General features: G+C 43.9%; 21 protein-coding genes and 1 pseudogene. 20 read left to right on the top strand and 2 right to left on the bottom strand.

Translation table 11 applies throughout. The features are described 5' to 3' along the window. Positions 1-5: 5 nt before the first annotated feature. On the top strand, positions 6-1,646 hold the full coding sequence (locus P0X86_RS16475; protein ID WP_277745889.1) for a response regulator: 1,641 nt from the start codon (positions 6-8) through the stop codon (positions 1,644-1,646). Next, positions 1,639-3,528, top strand: a complete 1,890-nt coding sequence (locus tag P0X86_RS16470) for a sensor histidine kinase (protein ID WP_277745888.1) — start codon at positions 1,639-1,641, stop codon at positions 3,526-3,528. Before P0X86_RS16475 ends, P0X86_RS16470 begins: the two co-directional genes overlap by 8 nt. Before the next feature lie 255 nt (positions 3,529-3,783). On the opposite strand, the gene P0X86_RS16465 is transcribed toward P0X86_RS16470, so the two are convergent. Beyond that, a complete protein-coding gene (locus tag P0X86_RS16465; RefSeq protein ID WP_192571816.1) occupies positions 3,784-4,392 on the bottom strand; it encodes a TetR family transcriptional regulator C-terminal domain-containing protein in 609 nt (202 codons plus the stop codon). A gap of 1,003 nt (positions 4,393-5,395) precedes the next feature. Here P0X86_RS16465 and P0X86_RS16460 point away from each other — a divergent pair. The 18 genes and pseudogenes from P0X86_RS16460 to P0X86_RS16375 all read left to right on the top strand — a co-directional run bounded on the left by P0X86_RS16460 (position 5,396) and on the right by P0X86_RS16375 (position 23,978). Next, positions 5,396-7,705, top strand: a complete 2,310-nt coding sequence (locus P0X86_RS16460) for a helix-turn-helix domain-containing protein (protein WP_277745887.1) — start codon at positions 5,396-5,398, stop codon at positions 7,703-7,705. 266 nt (positions 7,706-7,971) lie between these two features. Further along, positions 7,972-8,928 (top strand): ABC transporter permease, encoded by a 957-nt coding sequence (locus P0X86_RS16455; RefSeq protein WP_277745886.1) that lies wholly within the window; start codon positions 7,972-7,974, stop codon positions 8,926-8,928. Positions 8,929-8,961: 33 nt separating this feature from the next. Then, positions 8,962-9,858: a carbohydrate ABC transporter permease gene (locus P0X86_RS16450; protein WP_192572641.1), complete on the top strand. Its 897-nt coding sequence runs from the start codon at positions 8,962-8,964 to the stop codon at positions 9,856-9,858. Between the two features lie 55 nt (positions 9,859-9,913). Continuing rightward, positions 9,914-11,590: an ABC transporter substrate-binding protein gene (locus P0X86_RS16445; RefSeq protein ID WP_277745885.1), complete on the top strand. Its 1,677-nt coding sequence runs from the start codon at positions 9,914-9,916 to the stop codon at positions 11,588-11,590. Positions 11,591-11,786: 196 nt separating this feature from the next. Beyond that, positions 11,787-11,945: pseudogene (locus P0X86_RS16440) on the top strand (IS3 family transposase); the annotation flags it as partial. Positions 11,946-12,025: 80 nt separating this feature from the next. Then, entirely contained in the window at positions 12,026-12,703 is a 678-nt protein-coding gene (locus P0X86_RS16435; protein ID WP_277745884.1) for a response regulator transcription factor, read from the top strand. 210 nt (positions 12,704-12,913) lie between these two features. After that, on the top strand, positions 12,914-13,711 hold the full coding sequence (locus tag P0X86_RS16430) for a HAMP domain-containing sensor histidine kinase (protein ID WP_277745883.1): 798 nt from the start codon (positions 12,914-12,916) through the stop codon (positions 13,709-13,711). A gap of 92 nt (positions 13,712-13,803) precedes the next feature. After that, complete coding sequence (locus P0X86_RS16425; protein ID WP_277745882.1) at positions 13,804-14,517, top strand: ABC transporter ATP-binding protein; 714 nt, start codon at positions 13,804-13,806, stop codon at positions 14,515-14,517. Beyond that, positions 14,514-15,263, top strand: a complete 750-nt coding sequence (locus tag P0X86_RS16420) for an ABC transporter permease (protein ID WP_213578694.1) — start codon at positions 14,514-14,516, stop codon at positions 15,261-15,263. Before P0X86_RS16425 ends, P0X86_RS16420 begins: the two co-directional genes overlap by 4 nt. Further along, a complete protein-coding gene (locus tag P0X86_RS16415) occupies positions 15,260-16,018 on the top strand; it encodes an ABC transporter permease (protein WP_277745881.1) in 759 nt (252 codons plus the stop codon). The genes P0X86_RS16420 and P0X86_RS16415 overlap by 4 nt, the downstream gene beginning before the upstream one ends. A 407-nt stretch (positions 16,019-16,425) precedes the next feature. Beyond that, the gene (locus P0X86_RS16410; protein WP_277745880.1) at positions 16,426-17,100 is read left to right on the top strand and encodes a Type 1 glutamine amidotransferase-like domain-containing protein; all 675 of its coding nucleotides are present in this window, start codon (positions 16,426-16,428) and stop codon (positions 17,098-17,100) included. A 143-nt stretch (positions 17,101-17,243) separates the two neighbouring features. Then, on the top strand, positions 17,244-17,699 hold the full coding sequence (locus tag P0X86_RS16405) for a VOC family protein (RefSeq protein WP_277745879.1): 456 nt from the start codon (positions 17,244-17,246) through the stop codon (positions 17,697-17,699). A gap of 222 nt (positions 17,700-17,921) precedes the next feature. Next, complete coding sequence (locus tag P0X86_RS16400; protein WP_192571827.1) at positions 17,922-18,608, top strand: TetR/AcrR family transcriptional regulator; 687 nt, start codon at positions 17,922-17,924, stop codon at positions 18,606-18,608. Positions 18,609-18,631: 23 nt separating this feature from the next. Beyond that, on the top strand, positions 18,632-19,387 hold the full coding sequence (locus P0X86_RS16395) for a (S)-benzoin forming benzil reductase (RefSeq protein ID WP_192571828.1): 756 nt from the start codon (positions 18,632-18,634) through the stop codon (positions 19,385-19,387). A gap of 194 nt (positions 19,388-19,581) precedes the next feature. Continuing rightward, positions 19,582-20,157, top strand: coding sequence for a dihydrofolate reductase family protein (locus P0X86_RS16390; RefSeq protein WP_277745878.1), 576 nt, complete (start codon positions 19,582-19,584; stop codon positions 20,155-20,157). A gap of 626 nt (positions 20,158-20,783) precedes the next feature. Further along, positions 20,784-21,212: a protein-tyrosine phosphatase family protein gene (locus tag P0X86_RS16385; RefSeq protein WP_277745877.1), complete on the top strand. Its 429-nt coding sequence runs from the start codon at positions 20,784-20,786 to the stop codon at positions 21,210-21,212. 396 nt (positions 21,213-21,608) lie between these two features. Then, a complete protein-coding gene (locus P0X86_RS16380) occupies positions 21,609-22,121 on the top strand; it encodes a DUF6886 family protein (RefSeq protein WP_277745876.1) in 513 nt (170 codons plus the stop codon). A gap of 351 nt (positions 22,122-22,472) precedes the next feature. Next, entirely contained in the window at positions 22,473-23,978 is a 1,506-nt protein-coding gene (locus P0X86_RS16375) for an alpha/beta hydrolase family protein (protein ID WP_277745875.1), read from the top strand. 95 nt (positions 23,979-24,073) lie between these two features. Here the strand turns inward: P0X86_RS16375 and P0X86_RS16370 are convergent, their stop codons facing one another. Continuing rightward, a complete protein-coding gene (locus tag P0X86_RS16370; protein ID WP_277745874.1) occupies positions 24,074-24,373 on the bottom strand; it encodes a type 2 periplasmic-binding domain-containing protein in 300 nt (99 codons plus the stop codon). Positions 24,374-24,400: the final 27 nt, after the last annotated feature.

Genomic DNA, 24,400 nt, shown 5'->3' with positions numbered 1-24,400 from the left:
GGGCGATGTATCGATTGCTTATCGTGGATGACGAACCTGCGGTCCGAGCGGGCTTGCGCGCTTATTTCGATTGGGCCGCTTACGGAATTGAAGTGGCAGGCGAAGCGGATGATGGAGACGTGGCTCTTGAGATGATCGCCCGCGGTCAGCCCGATCTTATACTAACGGATGTCCGAATGCCGAACATGGACGGTATTACGATGTCGCAGTGTATCTCGTCCGAATATCCGGCCATGAAGATCATATTCGTGAGCGGGCACGACGACGCCGATTATCTTAAATCAGCGATGAAGGTCAGCGCGGTCGACTATATATTTAAGCCGGTTAATTTGCAGGAGCTGAGTACGGTCATCAAGCGCGTCGTTGCCGATCTGGACGCGGAGAGCTCCGAACGGATTTATAAGCAGGAGCTGCTCGTTAAACTAAAGGAAGGTATGCCGCTCCTGCGTGAGAAGTTCCTGCTCTCCATGATCAGAGAGGATGCGCCGAAGTCGGAATTGGCGGAGCGGGTGTCGTTTCTGGGATTGGACTTGCCCGTGAATGCTTCCTATTGGGTGATGGTCGTCTGCGTGGATGATCTTGCCGATGTGATGGCCAGCCGTTCCGAGCGCGACCGCCAGCTGCTGTGGTATTCGGTGCTGAACATTTACGAAGAGCTGCTGGATGCGCATCTGCGAGGGTATGCCTTCGAGCAACGTACCGGCGAATTTGTAGGCGTGCTGAAGGTGTCGGAGCCCGGCGGCGATTCGGTATCCGAAGCGGCGGAGGCACTGTTTGCGCTGGCCGGCGACCTTCGCTCCAATCTGGAACGCTGGCTCAAGATCGGCGTGACGATCGGCATTAGCGATATGGCAGGCGGCTTATCCGGACTGGCGCCAGCTTACAAGCAAGCTCGCGAAGCGGTCGATTACAAGTGGTACCTCGGCAAAAACCGTATCATCACTATGGACAGTCTGGAGAGCGCAGAGCCGGAAGAAGGCGCCATGCGGAAATACGATTACGAGCTCAATGAGAAGCTGATTTCCGCACTCAAGGCGGACGATGAGGACAAGATTAGCGAAGCCTTGGAGATGATTTTTGCCAGCTTGTCCTACACCCGCCCGGACGGCCTGAAGTACGGCCGCAATCTGTGCATGCAGCTCGTGCTCGCGATCGGACAGCTGCTCATGGAGCTTGGCGCGGGGGACCCCGAACTGGAAGTTATGGAGGGAGAGCTGACAGAGGCGTTGTACGCGAAGGAGACGTTAAAAGATATGCGGGGGCTGATCGAATCGTATCTGGCGACTGTCGGGGAACACATTCGGGAGAAGCGGACTGGCAGGGTGGCAAACGTCATTGAGCGAGTACGCGGGTATATCGATCAGAACTACGCCAACGGCGGGCTTACCGTAGCCGATATCGGCAAGGCGGTCTATTTGTCTTCCACGTACGTCAGTCTCCTGTTTAAGCAAGAGACGGGGCAGACGGTAGGCGAATATTTGACTAAAGTGCGCGTGGATAAGGCGAAGGAGCTGCTGCGCGATCCGCAGTACAAGTTTTATGATATTTGTTACGCGATCGGATATACCGACCCCAGTTACTTCTCAAAGCTGTTCAAAAAGGTAACGGGTGTTACACCTAGCGCATACCGGGGGTCTCATGCGTAGAGCCTGGGTCGCCGTAACCGGCTTGCTTTCGCCGCTGCTCCAGCCAGCGGCGATTCGCCGTTTCTCGATCCCCCGTTCTTGGTTAATCGCGTATCTGCTGCTCATTGTGCTTCCAGCGGGCATTTTCTTGTATGGTTATTACGCGCGTTCCGCGGATATTCTGAGGAGCGAGGTCATCCGGACGATGCAGCAAGCGCTAAAGCAGGCCGGGAGCAATCTCTCCTACCGGCTGGAGCGCATCGAGGATATTAGTGACGCTGCATTCATGAACGCAAACCTGCATTCGTACTTATCCATTAATTCGGATGATCAGTCCATCGGCACACAGATCAAGGTGATTGAGGATTTGCGGTATTTGGTCGAGACCGTACAGTCTAACTCCGACGTGTTTCATGTTCGGGTGTTCGTGGACAAATCTAAGCTGTATGCAGAAGAGAGAATCAATTTCTTTACGCTGGATAGCTTGATGGATAGACCGTGGTTTCATTCCATCATCGATGGAAGCGGTGGGATCGTATGGACGGGTGTCTACGAGGAGTCGTATCTCGGCGGCTCCAATGAGACGATATTATCTGCTGCCCGAATGCTGCGGGATCCCGATAATTATGACAAAGTGTCCGGTGTGCTCATGATCGACGTCCGTCAAGACATCGTCTCCAATATTTTATCCGATCTTCAGTTCGCCCCGGGCACAGCAGTTTATCTTGTTGCTCAGGATGGCTCAATCGTTTATCATCCCGATGAGGCACTTATCGGCAAGGCGGTTGAACCTCACCTGCTGGATGCGCTGAACGAGGGGGCGGAAGGAACAAAGTCGCTTCTGCTGAACAATGAACAAAGCGACGTGCTGTATACGACGCTTGCGCCGACGGGCTGGAAGCTTGTCGCCCAGGGAACGGAATCCCAGCTGTCGCCCGCTACGCAGCGACAGACGAAGCAGTCAGAGTGGCGCTCGCTGATTGAATATGTCGCGTTGTTTCTGATCCTTCCGTTTGTCCTTCTGGCGATTATCGTGCGGGGGATGAACCGGCGAGTCAATCACGTGATCACCGTCATCCGAAAGGAAGGGAAGGAGGGCAAGGAAGCGATCGACGGTCTGCATGAGTTACCGGCGGTTAATGGTGACTTCCATATGCTGGAGCGAAGCGTCGACCATCTGATCCTAAGGGTGCGTACGCTCGTCGAAGAAAACTACAGAGCTGAGATTCGCGAACGGGAAGCCCAGCTGTCAGCGTTGCAGGCGCAGATCAATCCGCACTTCCTTTACAACACGCTGGATACGATCAACTGGATTGCCATCGGTAAGGGTGCGACTGACATCAGTATGATGATCGACAGTCTCGCGAAGTATTTCCGTCTCAGTCTCAATAAAGGAAATACCATCGTAAGCGTTTCGGACGAGCTGAGGCTGGCAGAGGTGTATCTCGAAATTCAGCAGAGCCGATTTTTCGGCTCGTTCGATTTCAAGGTGGCTGCGGGGGATGAGTTGAAGGCATATCGCATGCCTAAGCTTATCTTGCAGCCGATCGTCGAGAACGCGTTGCTGCATGGCATACGCAAGGCGAAGGACCGGAAAGGGCTTATCGATATTACGGTGGAGTTGGATCAAAGCGATCTCGTTTTCGTGATTTCGGACAACGGCATTGGCATGGACGAGGAGATGTCACGCAGACTGCTGACGGAGGAGCGAGTCAGCCCTGGTGATCACACGGGCAATGGAAGCTCCTACGGCTTGTTTAACGTGAACGAGCGGATAAAGCTGCACTCTGGTGAGGGGTATGGCTTGAGCGTCTCGTCGAAACTCTGTGCGGGTACCTCTGTCACCGTCCGGATGAAAGCAGAGTTTATGACCTCCCGAGAATCTGAAGAAAATAAAGCTTAGCTGCATGCGATAGGGGATCGGGGTTATCCTGGTATCGTCTACGAGACGTAATCGCAGAAGACATTCGTTGAGTCAGCCTCATAGAAGGGTGGAGACACAGTATCGGAACCTGTTAAAAAGTCGCTATTATAGCGGCTTTTTTGTTATATCGATACAAGTTCATGTCTCGAGGACGAGAACTTACATCGATTGCCGCAAAGGAAAAGAACATGAGCTGACTATTGATTAGTTAAGTTTCTAGTTAAGTCTACATGCTCATTCATCCATAGCTTGCGAGCACAGCTCCTGAAGATGGCGGCTGACGATCTGCTCAATTGTCTCCGGCGTGTAGAGCTCAGGGCGGAGCAAAGCGAGTATCGTCAAGCCTTCGACAATCGCGGCCAATCTTAAAGTTTCAAGTTGAATGTCTACCGAAGGGAGGAGAAGCTTCGCTTCAACTAGGATTTCGAGGACGGCTTTTGTCAGGTAGTGGAGTCCGTCCGTGAGCTCGTCTTTTTTAGCTTGTAATGCCAGACTCGTGAGGGAGCGGATGGCGAAGACCCACCAGACGCCGCCGGCCGTTCGTTTTTCTGCATCCAAAGGGAGCAGTTGTAACAGAATTTCCCTCGCAGCCTTCATCGGAATAGGGCTTATTTCGAGGCGCTCTTCTGCTCTGGCAACTCCTCTTGTCAAATAATAATCCACGATAAATAGCAACAGCTCGTCCTGTGTTGAAAAATAATGACGCAATGCGCCGGGTGATAACCCTGCCGCAGCTGCAATGGCACGGATTGACGCGAATTCGATCCCTTTTTCTTTAATAATATTCCATGCTGATTCGGCGATCAGTTTTCTTTTTTGTTCGTGATCCACGACTTTCGGCAAGGCTAACGCCCCCTTGTTTTATTTAGCACAATGAATTAAAATAAATAACACACTGTGTTATTTAGAGTTTATTTAGTTATATCGCGTCGCAATTAACACGTCAATAGTACTGGACTTTGTTGTGATTGACGGGAGGGAAGCAATGCTAGAGCAAATCGATGGATTTTTTCGTATTCGTACCACCTGTTATCATTGCAGAAGAGAGTTTTATGTCATTGAGGGGACTCAAGTTTACGACCGTGTGAAACGAAATTTCAATGGAATGCATTGCTGCGAAGATTGCAAAAACAGGATTGAGCTTGAAGCACGATTGCAGTTAGGAAGACGACTGTTGACCGGCAGAGATTAGGTTGCAGGACAGAAGGGGCCATTCCTGAAATGTATGGGCACTCGTCATACTTGCATGTTACAGGCAGAATTCATACTCATAGGGAAGGAGCTTAGCTCCATAGGGTATTACATGCCCGGCAATGTCGAGGGACTAGAACATGGCCACATAGAAAGTCGCTAATTTAGCGGCTTTTTTGTTTTATCGGTACAAGTTCTTATCCCGAACAGCGGACGAGAACTTACACAGCGCCAATGACAATTACCGACAAGTTAAATAATATGCCGCGTTTATTATAGCGGCTCCTTGAGTGCGAAACGTCTGTAAACCGCACCGTAATGCGGTTTTTTAGAGGCTAGTCGTATTAGAAGTTATCCTGGCCGTGCACATCCGAGCACGAAGATTGTTCTTTACGCTCAATGTGTCATCTGCAAATGAAATTAGCTTATAGAGCTAGGCGAAAAGGTAGCATATTTAGCTTGTCAAACTTTTTTATCCTTTATAATATGTAAGTAGCACTTTGACTGAAGTGAGCATTCTTCAGCTGATGGTTTGAAAGCGCTCTCCTAAGTTATCCGGTTGACGAATGATCAGGTGTAATTAATTGAACGTATTTTTTACCAGATGGGTGCAACTGACATTAAAGACAGAATCAGATGGTTAAGGAGGACTGCGTTGGTTACATACAAATGGCGAATCAGGCGGTCGTTGTTCTGGAAAATTTCGGTTTCGTATCTCCTTGTGCTTGTTATCCCCATATTAATTAGCAGTTTTGTATATAAGACAGCTGTTCAAGCGGTTAAAAAGGATGCGATGCAGCATAACTTACAGATGCTGGAGCAAACGAGATTAATTATGGATGCCCGCCTTAAGGAGATCGAAGGAATTGGTAGACAGATTGTCCTGGATTCTAAGATGAATTCACTTATGAACGCCAGAGACATTGAGGAGGGCTCTCCGAAACAATACCTTGTTTGGAAATCGGTTCATGATAGTCCAAATTTCCACCCGATCAACACGTTCGTTCTTAATCATTTCGTGTTTTTTCGCAATAATTCCGTGGTAATCTCATCAGATACGGCATTTCCAGATATAGAATGGTTTTGGAAGAGCTTGTTCAGGGACAATGCATCCCTAGACAAACAACAATTTCAACGTATGCTCTGGGAACAGTTTCATCAGTCGACATTCTTGACCGGCAGTCAAGTGACACTGGATAAGAAACAACATCAAGTACTCTATTATCTACATTCGTTTCCAGTGGATGCTATAAATAATCCTCTCGGTGTCGTTCTGATTTTGATTGACCAGTATCAAATCAATCAGTTATTAAGCAAGCTGGATATCGGGGTACGCGGATTGATATATATAAGTGATAATGAAGGCAATATCGTCACATCCGTTACAGGTAAACAGACGAAGATAGCTCCAGAGGAGCTAGAGGGCACATCGAACAAAGACGGTTTTTTCAAAACAGATCATGGGGAGCAGTTATATATTTCACAAGTAGTTTCGAGTCTGAATGGCTGGAAATATGTATCGGCTGTGCCTGCTTCAATGGTACTTTCCAAAGTACACCACATTAAAAACGTTACTACAGCAGCAGCGCTCATAACAATCGTATTAGGTACTTTTCTTGCCTTCTTTCTAGGTTATCGTGATTGGAAGCCAATTAAGCAATTGCTTCAACAGTTGCGTGGGTGGATGGGGAGCGGAGAGGAAGGACATACCAATGAGTATAGTTATTTGAAAGACTCCATTTCCCAGTTGATTCAAAATCACCAGCAGCTAAATGAGAAGGTTCAGGAGCATATTCCGCTGCTTCAGCAAGCATTTTTCCGGAGACTTCTTTATGGCGAATTTATTAATGATAAAGAAATAGAAATTTTTCAAAGTAATATTGGCATGGAGTTATCGGACCGGAGTTTTTTCGTTTTGCTTTTACGCCTTGATGAAGGAAAAGGAAACACAAGCGAAGCCTCTCTAGAAGAAATACGCATGTTAAAGATTGTAATTAATAATGCTATTGAAGGTTACATGAAGCATTTAACGTATTTCCAATACGATATCGACGAATATAAATTTGCGCTTATAATCGAATATCATGACGAAGACAAAGAAAGGCAGAATGGGATTGAGGGAGTAATAAAGATTATGCAGAACATAACCAGTAGCCTAGATCATCTTTGTCAAATGAGATTGTCCTTTGCTTTCGGCAGAATTTATAAGGGAATACGCGATATAAGCATGTCTTTTTATGAAGCAAAGCAAGCCCTTGAGTACGTATTGAGTAAAAACCAAGAGCAAAGATTTGCCTGCTATGAGGACATTCCTCAAGAAAGCGATAAGTACTACTTTCCAATAGATCTGGAATTAAGATTGGTAAACAGTATTAAATCAGGGAATCAAACAGATGTCGAACAAGTATTAACACTTCTCTACAATGAAAATTTTGCAACCAGGAATTTATCCTTGCCTGATGCAGAACAGTTCCTTTATTTGATGATTGGCGCAGTATCTCGGGGAATAGATCAGACAAAAGATATGGCAATTCATGAACTGTACAACGAAATACAGCAAAGAAATGAAGTCATTGAAGAGCTATTTATTAAAATCGGGAAAGCATTCCTCGGTTATTGCGAAGCGATTCATTTCAATGATCAATGTGCGAAGACTGAATTGCGAAATCAAGTAAAGGTATTTATCCAACAAAACTTTGTACGCGATGATTTGACGCTAGCCATGGTCGCCGACGAATTCAAAATAACAGAAACAATGTTGTACCATCTTATAAAGGACTATTTGGGGATGACATTTAGTGACTACATCGAAAGCTTGCGGATCACTCGAGCTTGCGAACTGCTTAGAAATCGAGAAGTTGCGATCAAGGAAGTTGCACTGATGGTGGGATACAGCAGCGATCGTTCTTTTCGAAGAGCATTTAAGCGAGTAATGGGAGTTTCACCGATGGCCTATTCCAGTTAACCAAGAATTACTGAGATTAAAAAGATGTCCGTTGCTCTGGTCTCAAAACCAGGCAAAGGTCATCTTTTTTTGATATTAACGAGTTTTTGACATGGGTCCGCCCTTTACAAAATGTCCTCATCAACATCTTTGTTGCCAATATTGCTTAACATCATCTTTATAAAGAAATGTCCGCTCATTAAATGATGTCTGTTGTGTAAATTCATTTTCCCATGATAGTTTGAATTACAGTTTCCTATGACGAGTGAAGGGAGGTGAACAAGTTTATGAAAGCGAATACGGAATCAATCCTACACAAACCACCGATTAGAGTTAGAATGAGAGCCGGCTTAAAAAAAATGCTGAATCACTGGCCATTATATATTCTGATCTTACCGCCAATCATTTATATAGCTATCTTTAACTATGTTCCAATGTACGGTGTCCTTCTCGCCTTTAAACAATATCTGCCTTTGGAGGGCATCATCGGTAGTCCATGGGTGGGATTCAGTCACTTTGAACAATTCTTCAGTTCCCCGTCCAGCTGGAGAATAATAAAAAATACGATTCTTATCAGCATATACTCGCTAGTCGCTGGTTTTCCGCTACCGATCCTGCTGGCTGTAGCCCTGAATGAAGTTCGAATCAAGTGGTTTAAGAAAACGGTACAAATGTTAACTTATGCGCCGTATTTTATCTCCTCCGTCGTCCTGGTAGGGATCGTGATGCAAATATTGGATCCACGTATTGGCCTTATCAATCAATTCATTCAATTATTCGGCGGGGAATCGATTAATTTTATGGGTGATCCGCAATCGTTCAGATCGATTTACGTTTGGATGGGAATATGGCAAGGAACTGGGTATGGGGCCATCATTTACTTAGCGGCGCTTGCCGGAGTAAGCAAAGACTTACAGGAAGCTTGTATCATTGATGGTGCAAGCAAGATGAGACGGATATGGCATGTTGACTTGCCAAGCATCAGACCAACTATTGTGATCTTACTCGTACTAAACGTCGGTGGCATTATGAGTGTTGGATTTGAGACCATTTATTTAATGCAAAACAATCTGAATCTTTCTGTTTCTGAAATTATATCGACTTATGTATATAAAGTGGGACTCATCAACTCTAACTATGGATTTTCTACTGCAATTGGTTTATTCAACTCTGTAATTAATTTGATTTTACTTATCACCGCCAATTTTACAGCTAGAAAGTTAACGGATTCCGGGCTCTGGTAGGCGTGGAAATTGAAAAAAGTTCAGAGGAGTGGCATTGTGAGCAAATTGATTAAACCAACAGTTGGCGATCGAATTTTTGATGTATTTGTATATGCTGTACTATGTGCGGGGTTTATTATTGTGGCTTACCCACTCCTGTATGTTTTAAGTTCATCCTTTAGCGATCCACAGGCTGTTGTTTCTGGTAAGGTGTGGCTTTTTCCGGTAAAACCAACGCTGGAAGGCTATGCTGCCGTGTTCAAAAATTCGCAAATTGTAACCGGATTCATGAATTCATTATTCTATATGATTGTTGGTACGACAGTGAATATCGTTATGACTGTACTAGCGGCTTATCCACTATCTCGCAAAGAGTTACAAGGAAGAAGCGTAATAACACTTTATTTTGTCATTACAATGTTTATTTCAGGGGGATTAATCCCCAGTTACTTACTTGTTAAAAATCTGGGATTGTTAGATTCGCGCTGGGCATTGATTATCCCTGCCGCCATGTCCGTATGGAATGTAATCATAACACGAACGTTCTTCCAGGCAACCATTCCGCAAGAGCTTTATGAAGCAGCACAGCTAGACGGCGCGGGTGATTTCCGCTTCCTCGTCAGTATCGCAATCAAACTGTCAGCTCCGATCATTGCTGTCATGGCGCTTTATTATGGCGTAGGTCATTGGAACACGTACTTTAATGCACTCATTTATTTAAAATCGCCCGATTTATTTCCTTTGCAAATCATATTAAGGAGCATTCTGGTGGTGAATAATATCGATCCGACCATGGTGGTAGATTTTGAAGCGCTTCAGCGCAAGCAAGGTCTGGCCGATGTATTAAAATACTCTGTGATCGTTGTCGCTAGCGTTCCGGTTCTGCTCATTTACCCCTTTGTACAAAAATATTTTGTTAAGGGGGTCATGATTGGCTCGATTAAAGGCTAGGCTGAAAATTTGTAGGGCGTGACAGGTTGAAAACAAATTGATGTGGGGGGTTACAATGAAAAAGAGACTTCATTTGATGGTTTTAATTATCCTTGTTTTTGCAATCACGGCCTCAGGATGCTCTTCTAACAAAGCGAATACACAGATTCCTGAAGAGCGTGAAGAAGCTGCTGTTGGGGAGACATTTCCTATTGTAAAAAACAAAACAAAGCTCAAATTTTTGGTTGTACAAAACCCGATGATCATCGATTACAAAAATAATGAATTTGTTAAATGGTACGAAGAGAAATCCAATATTGAGATCGAATGGGACGTCATTCCGTCTGATTCAGCCACGGAAAAGGTAAATCTGATATTAAACAGCGGTGATTTGCCGGATGCATTTTTTGGGGTTACTTTTAATGAGGAACAATATGCCGTGTCACAGCAGATGTTTTTGCCATTGGATGACATGATACCCACATATGCGCCAAACTTCGAAAAAGTTATGCAGAAGCATGATGGATTGAAAGGCATTATTACGGCCACAGATGGAAAGATATACGGCCTGCCTTCATGGAATGATTGTTATCATTGCAGCATGTCGAAGAAAGTTTGGATAAATAAACATTGGCTGGAGCAGCTCGGGCTGGAAGAACCGAAAACTACGGAAGAATTTTATCAGGTATTAAAAGCGTTTAAAGAGAAGGATCCGAACGGCAATGGAAAGGCTGATGAAATTCCGTTTGCCGGAGCTGCAAGCGGTGGATGGAATACCGATCCAAACATATTTCTTATGAATGCGTTTACCTATAGCAGTGCGGATGACTTAAAACTCATAGTTAAGCACAGCAAAATAGAAACCATTGTGAATACACCGGAATACCGCGAAGGGCTGTCTTACATCCAAAGATTATATAAAGAAGGTTTGCTATATAATCCATCGTATACACAAAATAATGATCAATTGAGACAATTGGCAGCTAACCCGGATGCCGAAATTTTAGGAGCTTTCGTTTCAGGAGCCAATGTTAACATTATTGATGAGGCAACCGTTGGACCGGAACGATACAGACATTTTGTCGCGCTGGCGCCGCTGGAAGGTCCTAAAGGCGTTCGACATGCGACCCATTCGAAGTATGATGCAGCTATCCCCGGATCGTTTTATATTCCTGCTACAAGCAAAAATCCGGAAGCTGCGCTTCGGTGGGCCGACTATCTCTATACTTTTGAAGGAGCTATTACGAAGAAAGTAGGGCTGAAAGGAGTTGGATGGGAAGAGGCCAAACCGGGAGATGTAGGACTGAACGGAAAACCGGCTTTATCGAAAAGACTTATTCCTTATGCCGAGGAACCTCAAAACCATTCTTTGATGCACATCGGGGTCGATTATGCACCCGAGGAATTCCGGTTCGGCGAGGCGGTGGATCCGAATGTGGATCCCTTTACGGCTGAAGGGCTGGAAAAGTTGTTACGTGATGAAACGAAAAATAAATATGAACCGTATGTACCGAAAACCGATGCATTATCTGTTTTACCACCAATTAAATTCAAGGCGAATGAGAGTCAACAAATCCAGACAATATCCGTTGAACTAGCCAACTACGTAAAGGAATCAGCTGTTCGCTTTATAATGGGTGATTTAAATCTCGATGCAGATTGGAATAAATATGTTGAGAGTTTGAACAATATTGGGTTGGAACAATACTTGGAAACTTATCAGAAAGCTTACGATCGTCAGTACAAAGAATAGACGCAATTCTAACGGCAGTTCTCCAAAATCTTTAATAAATGAGGACCCTAACTAACGGGAAGTGATCGTTGAATAAAGTAGAGCAGGCAGTTGGTCAGAGGGGACTGAACCCATAACGTGTGACAAATTAAAAACACCTTCAAGAGAATGCAACCATGTCGTAAGATATGGGGACAACTTTGGAGGTGTTTTTGCGTTGGCAACAAGAGTCAGCAATCCAGTAGAAGTGAAAAAGAAAGCTATTGAAATGAGGTTGGATGGGATTCCAGTGAAAGAAGTCATGGACAAACTAAATATACGAAATAAGACACAAGTGGATACCTGGATGAGATGGTCCCCGTCTCACAAACGAGGGTCAGTCCCTGTCTTAACTGGAAACTTTTTTTTATAGTGTGTTAATCTGTAGTGGACTCCATTTAAAAAGAGGGATGTTACTTGAAAAGAAACGTATTATATATTGAAGATAATGAGAAAATAGGCAGTTGGGTAAAGGAAGAATTGGAACAGCGAGGGTTTTCGGTTCAGTGGCTGCTAACTGGTGAAGGAGCCGAAAAAGAAGTCAATCAGCAAGACATTGTTATTTTGGATATCATGTTACCCGGTTTAGACGGATTTACTGTGGGAAGACGATTAAAGAAGACAGCTCCTGCTATTCCTATTTTGCTGTTAACTGCTCGAACATCGATAGATGATAAAGTAGATGGTTTGCAATTTGCTGATGACTACGTAACGAAACCATTCCATACAGATGAATTAGTTGCAAGAATAGAAGTATTAATCCGTCGTAGTGGTGGATCCACATCCGATCGCATTTCGTTAGGAAATCAGATTGAAGTAGATCCGGAAGGTCAAATGATATTTGACAAACACACAGGAGAAGAAATTATTTTAACAGGGAAACAGCATCAAATCTTAATGTACTTCATACGCCACCCTAATCAAGTTTTAACAAAAGAACAAATTTATGAAGCTATTTGGGAAGAAGCTTATATAACAGGCGATAAAACACTGATGGTGCATATCCACCGACTGCGTCAAAAGCTGGAACGTCATCCCAATTCCCCCGAGATTATTGAAACGTTGAAGGGAATAGGCTATCGGGTGAAACTATGAAGCGAAACAGATCATTATTTCGTCGTTTTCTAAAAGTACATTTTCTATTTATCTTTTTTTCCTCCCATTATGATTATTTTCATCAGTGCGTTTTTTGGGGTTTCAGATATCCATGATAAAAATGTAAATACGTTAAATCTGTTTTACGTTACCGTACTAGTGTTTGGTTTTATTATTGTCGCATTTGTGATCTTATCTTGGCGCTTCTTCTTGAAACTTCAAAAACGTCTTGCCCGCTTACAAGAAGTCATGTCATTTTCAGCTAAAAACAACTCGTTTCCTAAAACCATATCTGTTCAAAATGATCGTATGGATGAGATAGACCAGTTAGGAAGTTCTTTTAATTGGATGATTCAGCAGCTTGAAGACAGTCGTAAACGAGAATATGAAGAGGAGTTATTACGACATCGACTCATTGCGAATTTATCTCACGACTTACGAACACCGCTTACCATTTTGAGAGGACATGTCACCCGTTTAAATAAAGAACCCATGAGTCAAGAAGGACAAAACTCGTTAACGGAGATCAACCATACGATTACAAGAGTCGGAGATCTAATGGATGATTTACTGTCCTATACATTGCTTACCTCGGGAAAACATCCTTTCGTGCCCGTTTCAACAGATATTGGACGTCTAGTAAGAGCATCTGTTGCTGCGTGGTACCCTGTATTTGAAGACAAAGAAATTCAGCTTGATGTTGATTTACCGGGAGAGGAGACTTTTTATTGGGAAGCAGATCCGAATTGGATGACACGGGTTTTGGATAATTTATTTCAGAATATTCTTCGCCATGCAGCAGAAGGGAAATATGCAAACATTGTGGTTGATGTAGAAAAAGAACAGATCATTATTGCAGACAGAGGTCCAGGTTTGGATAACTCTTCCCATGAGCATGGGGCAGGGATTGGTTTATCGACTTCAAATTATATGTTGAAAAAAATGAAGCTGAAAGCTGACTTTACCTCAAATGAAAATGGCACAAGAGTAGTTATTGGTAGAGCGTAACCCAAAGGTAACCCGGAAGTAAACACCATGATAACCGTGATGTAACTTTGCTACTTTATAATGAGAGCCATAACAGAAAGGGAGTGTTATGGTTGCTTGAAATTAATAACTTAGTCAAACATCGCGGATCTCAAGAAATCTTATCGGGTATCAGTTTTAAAGCGAGACCTGGCAGAGTGACTGGTTTTTTAGGTCCAAATGGGGCAGGTAAAAGCTCAACGATTCGCATCCTGCTTGGATTAGATCGCGCCACATCAGGGAGTGCTCTCATAAATGGCAAGCCATTCTCAGAGTTACATAATCCTCTAGCAACAGTAGGTGCTGCACTTGATGGATCTGGGGCCCATCGTATGCGAACAGGGCGGGCACACTTGCGCTGGATTGCTCGTGCCGCAGGATTGTCTAACTCACGTGTCGAGGAAGTTTTGGAAATCGTAGGTCTTACTAATGCAGCTGACAAAAGAGTGGGAAAATATTCGCTTGGTATGGGGAGAAGACTTGGAATGGCCGCTGCACTGCTGGGTGATCCCGCGATATTGGTTCTAGATGAACCCGTAAATGGGCTCGACCCGGAAGGAATTCGTTGGATCCGGACATTTTTACGTAAACGGGCTGAGTCTGGCAACACGGTGTTACTATCCAGTCATCTAATAGGGGAGCTTGCAGAGACAGTTGATGATGTGGTTATTATTAAGCAAGGAACAATCGTTGCAGATGGAACGTTGGACGAAGTAATAGGTACCCATTCCACGCTGGAGAAAGCTTTTTTTGCCCGGACATCTGATCATGCTGGTGGTGTTGTATGAGAGCATTCAACGCGGAACTATCTAAATTGTTCTCCCTGCCGGGCATTTGGCTTGCCTTTCTTGTTGGAGCATTTTCTCCTGCGGTCATAGCCGCCTTAGACAGTATAGCTCAAAAAGAGGAGATTATAACTGGAGTTAGCACACGGCTTTTGGAAGTTGGCTATATTGGATTAGCCCTTGGTGTACAAGGTGTCATCATCCTTGGTGTGCTTGCTGTCAGCAGCGAGTATTTGACAGAGAGCAGTGAATCTGGCGGAGGACAACAGATTACAACAAGTTTAACGGTTGTTTCATCAAGGCTTCAATTTTTGCTGGCAAAAGCAGGCGCTGTGACAGTAATCAGTATACTGCTTTGTATTGTTGCTATCATGACAACTGTGTCAGCTACGCATCTTGTTCTTGGTGAGTATTCCCCAGCATTTGAATGGTCGAAGCTGCTCGGTGCAGTTTGTTACTGGACATTCACTGCTCTATTAGCATTCGGGATTACTGTACTAACTAAGAATGGCACGATTCCGCTTGCTGTGCTCATCATAAATACATCCGTTGTTTCATTTAGTTTCCTGCTTTCTAAAGTTACAAAGTTAGCGTTATACCTACCGGATCGGGCTGGCCTTGAAATGTTTATGTTTCTGAGCGACAGATTCCTCACCCCGTTCATAGGCGGCATAGTCATGTCTGCCTGGGTAGTCGTTCTTTTCATTGCTGCAGCTATCGTATTCCATAGGAGGGACGTTGCTGCATGAGTGTCCCTTCTATTAAAAAGATCACACAAATCCTTCGTGCTGAACTGGATAAATTAGCTACATTACCATTGATATGGCTCACTCTTATGGGTACATTCATTCTTAATTTAGGATTAGCCGCAGCTTTTACTTCTATTGGTTTACAAGGAGCAATAGGGACGCAAAAAATACTGAATATAGGGTTTGCTTCGATGGGTTATCTTCAAGTAGGATTCATTATTCTTGGGATTCTAGCTACTTGTTCAGAGTATATCGGTGGACAGATTCGAACTACGTTAGCTGCGATACCTTGTCGTGGGATTCAATTATCCATGAAGCATTTGGCATTGGCAATCATAACGGTTCCCGCGGCCTTTATTATCACTGCATCCGGTGTACTATATACTTATATGATGATGAAAGACACAGCAGCAGCGATTGATATAGATACCATGGTAGAAGCATTAGCAGGTGCAACAGGCTATCTGACACTAACCTCACTTCTCAGTGCAGCTATAGGTGCTTTATTAAGACGAACCACCCCTGCTTTAGTGGTGCTGCTTGGTTATTATTTCGTTGTCAGTCCATTATCGAGAGATCTTCTGCCTAGTATTAAAATGTATTTTCCGGATACGGCAGGATATTATATGTATATGCCGCCTTCCCCTGATGAAATAAATGTCCTTTCACCAATGCAAGGGACAGGGATTTCAATGATATGGACACTGATTTTTATTACGGCAGCTATTGTATTTTACCGTAAACGAGATGCTTGAGTGTAAGTTTCATCCATTCAAAAATATTACGCTAGTGATTTTTTAGAAAATTTCTGAAAAAGTACGATGGTTTATATGATAGATGTGACGGAGTACAAAAACAAAGTCTCATTGAAAGTCTCATTGAAAGTTGTAGATGGACAAGAACCTAGACCCATAGAAAGTCGCTAATTTAGCGGCTTTTTAGTTTTATCGGGACAAGTTCTTGTTAGAACACTATGACAAGAACTTGATAACATTCCCGATATGATTTGATCGACGGCGACACGCCCTTATATTGAACTAACGGGCAGATTAGATTAGCAATCTGTAAGAAACAATCCGCACGGAAATGTACTATATTATAGTTTATGTAGCCCCCTAAAGTCTAAAGAATAAACGACAACCGCAAACAAAGGAGTGAAGTTATGAAATTATTGCTCACATCTGCCGGCATTAATAACAAAAGCATACACAATGCGCTAGTTGACATGCTGGGCAAGCCGATCGCCGACTGCAATGCCCTGTGTATTCCCACCGCGATGTACGGACACCCCTGGGTAGGCCCCGGCGTCAAAGCCTGGCAATTCATCAGCGGGAATTCCGAGAATCCCATGGTCGACCTAGGCTGGAAGTCTGTCGGCGTGCTGGAGCTAACAGCGCTGCCAAGCATCGACAAAGACCGCTGGGTGCCGCTAGTATGGGAGACGGACGTCCTGCTGGTTTCGGGCGGCGACGCCCTCTACCTGTGCCACTGGATGCGGCAGTCCGGACTTGCAGACCTCTTACCGTCTCTGCAGGCAGTTTATGTGGGACTGAGTGCCGGGAGTATGGTGATGGCACCTAACATCGGGGAATTCTTCGTTGGCTGGACTCCACGCACTGGCGGCGATGACGCGCTGAGTCTGGTTGATTTTGCAATATTTCCGCATCTGGATCACGAAATGCTGCCGAGAAACACCATGGCTGATGCAGAGAGATGGGCCGCCGGGATGCAAGGGCCAGCGTATACGATTGATGATCAGACCGCGATCAAAGTGATCGACGGAACGGTTGAAGTTGTCTCCGAAGGGAATTGGAAACGTTTTTCGCCCCTCCTATAGGAAGAGTGGAGAAGTGCACAATGGAGAAAAGATTGCCTCATTGTCCTCTAGTATTTCTCCAAGCTACACCAGAGGAAAAACATCGCATTTAACCTTGTTTTGATAAAAGGCTAGAATAAGAATGAACAAAGGGATGATAAGCTATGCGGGCAAATGAGGAATTCAAACTGGAAGAAAGGCTGGAAGACATTACGGGAGTTACTTGTATTTACGTACCGGTAAGTGATGTTTACGAGTCTATTAAATGGTATCAAAAGAATTTAGGGTACCAACCTGCAAACAACGATCATGTTGAGCCTGGGATGGTCATGGCTGTTTTGAATATTCCCGATCGGAATGGAAACCTGCCTTCGCCTGGTTTAAGGCAAGTTGTACCCGCTCTGTTCCTTCACAAATCAGACGAAGAGGGCGGGCGATTACGCTTTTCATGGTCATTGGACAACGGCAAGCCCCACGCAATTGCATGTTTTATTACACCACGGATCGAAGAGCTATTTGAACGTTTTAAGAAAAACGGAGTGAATATTTTAGGAGAACGGGTCACAAGCGGACCAAACATAACGTTTGCTGACCCTGACGGCAACATATGGGAAGTTTAGCAGCCTTTAATCGATTAATCAGATCAATTTCGCTAACGGAAGCTGAATAAAGAAGAGGAGGCAGCCGGTCAGAGCGATCGGTTGTTTTTTTTAAATGTCGAGGGACAAGAATATGGACCATTGAAGTCGCTATTTTAGCGGCTTTTTTATTATATCGGTATAATTTTTTTGCACATACCTTGGTACAAGAACTTGTACCGATTACCGATTAGATAGATTTATTTGAATATTTTTGAACGATCGGTCGTTAAATTATTGACAATGCATTATGATAATCCTTATAATGGCATTAATTCAGATGAAGGGAGCCTGAAGGTTATCAAGAAAAGAGAGATAACATCAAGTCATATCGTCCAAGCGGCATATGAGCTGTTTGCAGAGCATGGGATAGAGAGAACGAGTTTAGGCTTGATTTCTAAAAAAGTAGGCATAACGAAATCCTCCATATACTATCATTTTGCAACAAAGGAAGAGTTGATTAGCCGAACATTTGATTATATTTTTAGGGATCATTATTTTGCTGCTTACTTTAACGCTGAATCCGTTAATAAAGACAATTTCGTAGAAACGATAATTCGGGGCGGTTTAAATATGCTGCCAAGCGATGATGAAGAGTATCGTTCAACATTAAGAGTGCTCAGTGAGTTCACGATGCTAGCCGAGCGTGATGAGCAATTTAGAGCTCCCTTATTGAAAGTTCAACAAGATTTTATCAACGGTTTCTGTGATTTATTGTCAAAAGGCAGTGATCTGGGTCTAGTTGAACCTACAAAAATCGAAGTCAGTGCTAAAATTCTTGCCCTTCTTATTGATAATTTGTCTAGATGTAAGATGATGAAGATGGATTTGGAGTATCAGATGATTTGGGAAGAAACGGTTAATAGAATTATTATTCGAGAAAATACATAGTTAACTTATAAGGAGAGATCCGGTTGAAACATATATTGATAACAGGTACATCAAGAGGTATTGGTGAATCGTTGGCTAATCAATTAATCGATAAGAACCATCACCTTATATGCATTTCTAGAACTACGAACCAACGGATTATCGATCTAGCCCAGGATAGGGACTGCAGAATTGATTATTTTAATTTTGATTTAACAAACATTGGCGAGATTGATCAACTTTTTGAGGACATCTTCCGTCAAATTGAGCTTTATTCCAACGATGAAGCGATCTATCTTATCAATAATGCTGCCATGTTGACTCCAGTGAGCCCAATTGAACGGATAGAAACGGATAAAATAATTGAGAACATCCATTTAAATCTATTAGCACCAATGATAATAACAGCTAACTATCTTAAACGTACCCAAGATATGAATGTGGACAAAAGAATTTTAAACATATCCTCAGCATCCGCAAAATATTTATTACCCTCACAAAGCTGTTACAGCACTGCAAAAGCTGGCCTTGACTCATTTACCAAAAGTATAGACATTGAGCAAAAGCTCGTGACATATCCAGCAAAAGTAGTCGCTGTATATCCAGGTATGATCGATACCCATTTACAATCGGAAATTCGATCCGTAAGTAATGATCTTTTCCCATATGTTAATGAGTTCATTCGATTTTCTGAGGAAGGGAAGCTACAAACGCCTGAATACACTGCGCACAAATTAATTGAGATTCTGCTAAGCGAAGATTTTGGTAAGAATGTTGTTATAGAAACCATGGACCAATAAACGCGAGTGAAGAACACCTGCGAGACAGGTCGTTTATGGGTGTGATTTGATAGAAGAAGAAGGAGAGGCATTCCAGCGCTTCTCCTTTTCTAAGAACCCATTTGTGATTAGCAATCCGTAAGAAACAACCCAAGCTGAGTTGTCCTATAATGTAGTTAATGTAGAGATCCCTCATGAACAAAGGAGAACTGAAAATGAGAAAACTCGTTCTATTTTTGCACGCATCGCTTGACGGTTTTGTAGAAGGGCCGAACGGTGAAATGGACATTGGCTGGGTTGCTTACGATGCTGATTTGGAGAAGCACGCGAAAGAAATTCTGAGTACTGCCGACACTGTCATCTGGGGACGTGGAACTTATCAGATGATGCACAGTTACTGGCCATCTGTGCCCTCGAACCCATCAGCTTCGCAGCATGAACTTAATCATGCCGAGTGGATCGAAAAGACAGCCAAAATCGTTTTTTCCACGACGCTGGAGAAAGTCGAATGGAACAATTCCAGACTGGTGAAAGAAGAGGTCGAGGAAGAGATCAAAAACCTCAAACAGCAGCCAGGCAAGGATATGGTCATCCTCGGCAGTCCTAGGTTCGCACACTACCTTATGCAGCTTGATTTAATAGATGAGTATAAAATTACGGTTTCTCCCGTCCTGATCGGCCGCGGGTTGCCGTTATTCCAAGGTCTCAAGGAGAAAGTCAATCTTAAACTTATCGAAAACAAGACATTTGATTCTGGAGCTATAGGCCTCGTTTACCAGACGGTTCGATGACTCTGTCTCCAAAAGTAGATTACGCTAACGGGACACGATATATCTCAATGAAGAAATTGAAGGTAGCCGACTCCAAAGTCGGCTACCTTTTTCGATATCTATTGCCACAGCCGTGATGAATAGGGAAAAGCCCGCTTGTTATTTAGACACCTGTCGAGGGACAAGAACATGGTTACATTCCCAATATCGAAATCGACAGCGGCAGACGCCCTGTTATTATAACGGGCAGGATAGTCCAATCGTTCGGTGAGTAACTTCAAGCATATACATAATGAAAGCAGGGAAGTACATGAAACACGTGGAATAAATATACAGCGATTCAATAGTGGCATGACGGTGAAACAGATGTTCCTACGAAGGTCATGTTTGATTTCGTGTGCAAAGCTGTGGGTGGAGAGTTAGCTGAATCGACTGAAGAATCTAGCGAATGCAGGTGGGTTCCAAAGGAAAATGTTCTGGATTTGATCACTTTACCCGCAATCCGCATGCGTTATGAAGCTTATTTGAACTTTAACGGCTCTGTGAATTATGTGGAGTACGTCACTGCGACAACGTCAGAATGCAATGTCAAGCTTCAAAGGAATGTTTAGTTGTACGTGTTCTTAAATCCTTAGGAGGGTGACACTATGAATGATACATGGAACCCCGAATCGTCAGGTGTGCTGCGCCTTCCTTCAGGTCGACTCGTCCGCGGCCGAGCACTAAAACGTCCACTTCCCCAAGGGCTTCAGCCCACTTTTGCACTCTACCTGCTCGGACGACAACCAGCGCCCGTTACTTGGGAAAGCCGCTGGATTCCTTGGCCGGACTTCTGGCTGCCAACAAACAAGGCTGCAGCCGTTGATTCGCTTCGTGAAGCATGGACTCGGGCTGAAGTTGAACGGGTTGAAATCGCCTGTGGGGGCGGGATTGGACGAACAGGTACGGCACTAGCCTGTCTCGCTGTGATTGATGGATTACCAAATCATGAAGCTGTCGACTATATTCGGCAGCAATACAGTCCACGAGCTGTTGAGACGCCTTGGCAACGCCGCTTTGTCTCTCGTTTCAAATAGGGGGGCCCTATAGGTGGAGGATAACGCCGTGAGGTAGACAATGGTTAACTGTCAGGTGACAAAAACATAGTGACATTAGAAGCCGCTGATTATGCGGCTTTATATATTTATGTAATCAAGTTCATGTTGTCAAAACACAATGAGTAATAGGAGGATATAGATGATAGATATTACTATAGGAATAATATTCTATTCATTTGTAGCGGTCTTTACGATTCGGTTTAGTTTCAAACAAATTAAAAATGGTCTAAAGAAAAATCAAAACAGTACTATAATAAAAGGGTCACTTCTTCTTATGGTAGTATTAGACTTCCCTGCCGTTTCATTAAGCTAATGAGCAGGATAATCCAATATTTTTATGGAATATAACAATAGATGGGACGAGGGGGGACGCAAATGCTTTTTCACTTCAGTGAAGACGATAGAATCCATATATTTGTACCAAAAGAGAAGCAAAATCGTCCGGATTTTCCTGCGGTAGTTTGGGCACTTGATGAAGAGCACGAGTTTACGTACTATTTCCCTAGGGATTGTCCCCGAATTGTGTGTAGAAAAGATGAGGCGACAACAGACCAACATTTACAACTCTTCTTTAATCATTCAATTGCCAATACCATAATTACAGTAGAAAGTGACTGGTATTCGAGGATATCAAAGCAAAGCATATTTCGATATCGTTTTGACGATGAGGGTTTTGAGCTTTTTGATAAAACAGCTGGCTACTACATTTCTCGTCAAGTAGTGAAACCCAAATCAGTTGAAAAATATGAGAATTTGTTGGAGAGATTATTCCAAAAAGGAATTGAATTAAGAATCACATCAAATTTATACCCGCTTAAGGAAGCAATATTAGCTTCCGACTTCAGTGGATATGGGATACATAGATTTAATAACGCAAAGAGACTTTAAATTAAGCTTACTACGAAACGTTAGTTTAACAAAGACAAGAAGGCAGCCGGTCAATTGATCAGCTGCCTTAATTATGCTAACGGGCAGTTTTATAGAAGCGGGTTATTTTAACGTCGACTAAAGAATGTCTTATCGTCGTTAATTAACGAAACTCGATGGTTCAATGAGAACGCATAAGTGTAGGTGTTTTAAATAAAAGTGCAGGATTTATCCTTGGATGATCAGGTCCTTGCGCGCATCATCGTCAATCTTACAAGCGTGTAAGGTAATTGTCATCTAAATCAATGGTACCAACCTGGCTGCTCCTCTAAAATACTCCCTTGATAGGATTATTTTTAAGGGGGAGTTGGCGTGAGTTTTTTTGAAATGCTGCTATTCTTTTCGAGTGCGTGTTTGTTGGCAATCCAGTTCATTGTCAATCAGCGTATCCGAAGATCAGCTTTGCTCCTGACAAGCGGAGCAGGCTCCATTTTTTTAGTAATCCATTTGCTAGTCGAAGGATACAGGGCTCAGCTATTATTTTTATACGGATTTACGCTCATGATGCTTATTCTATCACTGAAAGACGCTTTCAAAAAACCTGCAGCCGTTAAGACTGCTTCGCGAAACCGTAGGGTGCTGGGCCGCCTTTTTATCGGGTTTGGGTTAATCGCAACGGGATGCTTCCTATATGTGTTTCCCGTATTCAACTTTCCGGAGCCAACTGGCGAGCTGAAGGTAAGTACACAAGTCTTTCATTTCATCGATTCAAGCCGAGAGGAGACATTTGGCACAACCGCGACAGGCAAGAGGGAATTAATGGTTCAGGTATGGTATCCAGCCCAAGCGGGCTCCGGCAAGTATGCTTCCTTTATTCCAGATACCCGGATTTTACGTTATATGGCTGCGAACTATGGCCTTCCCGGGTTTACTTTTCAACACTTGAAGTACGTAGCCAGTCATGCTTATTCGGGGGCCGAAGTCTCCTCAGTACAGACTTCATACCCGCTGATCCTTGCGAATCCCGGCTTCGGCTCTTCTAGGTTCCTCCACACGTCGCAAGCCGAAAATCTCGCGAGTCACGGATATATCGTGGCCGTGATCGACCACACCTTCAATACATTTGCAACTGAGTTTCCGGATGGTCGAATCACGACCAGCACAACCAACGACTTATTTTCGCCCGACCACGATTATCGGACCGAAAGCGGAAACCGCGACAAATTGGGAAAAGTTTTAACAGATGATGTGGCTTTTGCGCTGGACCAGTTCGAGCTTATCCAATCGGGGCAGATTCCAAGTCGATTTAAAGGGAAGATTGATCTTAAGCATATCGGGGTGTTTGGTCATTCCATCGGCGGAGCGACGGCCTATGACGCTTCTTACGATCCGCGAATCACGGCTGGAATAGACTTGGACGGAGGGCTGTACCGACTGCGTGACAGAGAGGGGCTGCAAAAGCCGTTTTTATTCATCCACTCGGAAAGCGAATTTGAACAATTAAAAATGGTGAGGGATAACCGAGTTTACACGGATGCTGAGCTTGACCGTATGGGCTCAACAAGAGAGTGGATGGATCAGGTAACGGAAGATAAAAAGCTGGAGCTTGAACGGATGCGCGAAACGGTCAGCGAAGGGGGACAAGTCCTCTATATTGAAAATACGGAGCATTTGAATTTTACCGATGTCCAATTCATTTCTCCTATTTTCAAAATACTGGGCATTACAGGGGAAATAGCACCCGAACGAGCGAGCTCCGTTATTAATGCCTATATGCTGGATTTCTTCGACATGTATCTGAAAAATCAAGGTGGAAACTTAATGAAAGGACCGGATAGCCGCTTTCCCGCGATGAAGTTCGCAACCTCGCTGTTATAAATGATGGAACAAGTAAATTTAGGACCATTTCGATCCCCCGATCAATAAAGCTCTCGTGCAGTCTGAAGGAAAAGTTTCGTCCCGTGAAGCCTCCTTTAATGAAGGAACTGCCAAGAGAATGTCTCTAAAAGGCTGCGGATTAATTGTCCGGATGCGGACATTAGGTGGCAGTGTGGATAGCGACAAAGAAGTTTCGATACGATCGAGATTCCCAGTCCTTCTTGAATCACGCTTAATGCCGTGTTTATGTTGTGTCCGTTATATTTGGCGTACAAAGTGGTTCCAAATTGCTTAAACAACTCAAAAATCGGCGTTACGAATCCGCCTTTGTACACAATCATAGGTCCGTTGTCCAGATCCGTAATATGAATGGTTTGGTTCTGGATTCTAGCCATTTTTTAATCTCTTCGATGGTTCCTTCG

Origin of the sequence: Paenibacillus sp. BR1-192 (assembly GCF_029542445.1) — a bacterium.
GTDB lineage: Bacteria > Bacillota > Bacilli > Paenibacillales > Paenibacillaceae > Paenibacillus_AQ > Paenibacillus_AQ lautus_A.
This window is presented reverse-complemented; position numbering and strand designations above follow the sequence as displayed.